This window comes from Micromonospora sp. D75 (assembly GCF_018070405.1).
Taxonomy (GTDB): domain Bacteria; phylum Actinomycetota; class Actinomycetes; order Mycobacteriales; family Micromonosporaceae; genus Micromonospora; species Micromonospora chalcea.
Window position 1 is genome coordinate 1 of record NZ_JAGPXV010000656.1, and the last position, 3,238, is coordinate 3,238.

At 75.8% G+C, this 3,238-nt stretch carries 1 protein-coding gene; it reads right to left on the bottom strand.

The annotated features are described in order from the left end of the window. On the bottom strand, nucleotides 1-3,238 hold a 3,238-nt coding region (locus KBX39_RS27195), incomplete at both ends, for an SDR family NAD(P)-dependent oxidoreductase (RefSeq protein ID WP_210873210.1).

Sequence of the window (3,238 nt, forward strand, 5' to 3'; positions counted from 1 at the left end):
CAGCGCCATGATCATCTTGATGATGCCGGCCGCCCCGGCGGCGGCCTGGGTGTGGCCGATGTTCGACTTGATCGAGCCCAGCCACAGCGGCCGGTCGGCGGGCCGGTCCTGCCCGTACGTCGCCAGCAGGGCCTGCGCCTCGATCGGGTCACCCAGGGTCGTGCCGGTGCCGTGCGCCTCGACGGCGTCCACGTCGGCCGTGGTGAGCCGGGCGTTCGCCAGGGCCTGCCGGATGACCCGCTGCTGCGACGGGCCGTTGGGCGCCGTCAAGCCGTTCGACGCACCGTCCTGGTTCACGGCGCTGCCCCGTACCACCGCCAGGATCCGCCGGCCCTCCCGCTGCGCGTCGGAGAGTCGTTGCACCAGCAGCACACCCACGCCCTCGGACCAGCCCGTGCCGTCGGCCGACGCCGCGAACGACTTGCAGCGACCGTCCTGCGACAGGCCCCGCTGGCGGGAGAACTCGATGAACGTGCCCGGCGTCGCCATGACCGTCACGCCACCGGCCAGGGCGAGATCGCACTCGCCGCCGCGCAGTGCCTGCACCGCGAGATGCAACGCCACCAGCGACGACGAGCACGCCGTGTCGACAGTGACCGCCGGGCCTTCGAGGCCGAACGTGTACGCGACCCGGCCGGACAGCACGCTGCCGGAGGTGCCGGTGCCGAGGTAGCCGCCCACGCCCTCGGGCAGGTCCTGCACGCCGGAGGCGTAGTCGTGGTACATGAGCCCGGCGAAGACGCCGGTCCGGCTGCCACGTAGCCGCGACGGGTCGAGGCCGGCCGACTCGAACGTCTCCCAGGACGCCTCCAGCAGCAGTCGCTGCTGCGGGTCCATGGCGATCGCCTCGCGCGGCGAGATGCCGAAGAAGTCCGGGTCGAACTCGGCGGCCCCGTACAGGAAGCCACCGTGGCGGGTGTACGACGTCCCGGGGTTGTCCGGGTCGGGGTGGAAGAGCCGGTCGAGGTCCCAGCCCCGGTCGGTGGGGAACTCGCCGATACCGTCGGCGCCGGCGGCGACCAGGTCCCACAGCTGCTGCGGGTTCGTCACGCCGCCCGGGTAGCGGCAGGCCATGCCCACGATGGCGATCGGCTCGTCGACGTTTGTCGCCCGCACGGCCCGCTGCTGCTCGGCGACCTGGCCGGACAGCTGCTCGTACAGGTGCTCCGACAGGGCAGCGGGGGTCGGGTAGTCGAAGACGAGCGTCGACGTGAGCCGCAGTCCGCTCGCGCTGTTGATCCGGTTGCGCAGCTCGACGGCGGTCAGCGAGTCGAAGCCCAGTTCCCGGAACGCCCGGTCCGCCGGCACCGCCTCGGCGCCGCCGTGGCCGAGCACCTGCGCGATCATCCCGCGCACCAGCAGGGCCACCTGCGTACGCGCCTCCTGCGGGTCGAGGCCGGCCAGCCGGTCGGCCCACGTGCCGGTGCCGGAGCGGCGACGCTTCGCGGCCGGTCCCACCAGGCCCCGCAGCATCACCGGCACCCGGCCGGCGGCGGTCCGTGCCCGCATGGCGGGCAGGTCGACAACGGCCGGCACCAGCGCCGCGCCGCCGTGGGTCAGGGCGGCGTCCCACAGCCCGAGCCCGACCGGGGCGGTCATCGGGACCAGACCGGCCCGGGTCACCCGCGCCCGGTCGGTGTCGTTGATCGACGCGGCCATGCCGTCGGTGTCCCACATGCCCCACGCGAGGCTGACGGCGGGCAGCCCGCGCTGCGCCCGCAGCACGGCGAGGGCGTCCAGGAAGGCGTTGCCGGCCGCGTACGCGGCCTGGCCGGGAGAGCCGAGCACCCCGGCGACGGAGGAGAAGAGCACGAACAGGTCGAGGTCCAGCTCGGCGGTCGCCTCGTGCAGCCACCAGCCCGCCGTGACCTTCGGGGCCAGCACGTCCGCCAGCCGGTCGGCGGTGATCCCGCTGACGATGCCGTCGTCGAGGACGCCGGCGGTGTGGACCACCCCGGCCAGGCGGTCGTCGGCGGTGATGGACCGGACCAGCTCGCCGACGCGCTCGCGGTCGGTCACGTCCGTGGCGACCACGCGGGCGGTCGCGCCCAGCGCGGCCAGCCGCCGCACCAGCTCGTCGGCTCCGGGGGCCGCCGGGCCCTGCCGGGACGCCAGCACCAGCGAACGCACGCCGTAGGCGGTGACGAGGTGTTCGGACACCAGGGCGCCCAGCGATCCGGTGCCGCCGGTGACGAGGACGGTTCCCCCGCCGAGGGTCGCCGGGGTCCGCGCGGCGCCCGTGGCGCGGACCAGCCGCGGCAGGTACGCCGTACCCGAACGCACCGCGACCTGCCCGCCGAGGTCGGGGTCGTCGGCGGCTGCGGCGAGCAGGGCCAGCAGGTCGGCGTCCAGGTCGGCGCCGGGTTCCAGGTCGGCCAGCACGAGCCGGCCGGGGTGCTCCGACTGGGCCGAGCGCAGCAGGCCCCAGACCGCCGCCCCCGCCAGGTCGCTCACGCGGTCGTCGGCGCCGGTGGTCACGGCGCCGCGGGTCACGACGACCAGCCGCGAGTCCGCCAGCGGCTCGGCCGCCAGCCACGCCTGCACCGCGCCGAGGACGTCCGTCGTGGCGGAGCGCACCGCGTCGGGCACGTCCGTCCCGGAGGTCGCCGGGGTGACGGGTAGCAGCAGCGCCGCCGGGGCGGTGCCGTCCGTCGCCGCCGTGGTCAGAGCGGCGACGTCGGCGTACGCCGGGAGCTGCGGCGCGCCGTCGAGCGGGCGGTCACCGAGCACGGCCCAGCCGTACGCGCCGTCGGGCGCGGCGATCTGCTCGGGCTGCCAGGAGACCTCGAACAGGGATCGGTACGCCTCGTCCGGCGCGGCCGCCAGGCCGGTCATCTCGCGCAGTGCCAGCGAGTCCACCGACACCACGGGCACGCCCGTCTCGTCGGCGGCGACCAGCCGCACCGAGTTGCCGGAGGCGGTGAGGCGGACCCGGAGCGTCCGGGCGCCGACGGCGTGGACCTGCACACCCTCGAACGCGAACGGCACCCGGGGACCGCCGCCCGACTGGTCGGCGGGCAGCAGCCCGACGGGGTGCAGGGCGGCGTCCAGCAACGCCGGGTGCACCCCGAAGCCCGCCGGGTCACCGGTGACCTCGTCGGGGAGGGCGACCTCGGCGAACACCTCGCCGTCGGCGGTCCACGCCCGGCGCAGGCCCCGGAAGACCGGCCCGTACGCGAGCCCGTGCTCGGCGACCGTCGCGTACCAGCCGGTGACGTCCACCTCGCACGCGACGGGT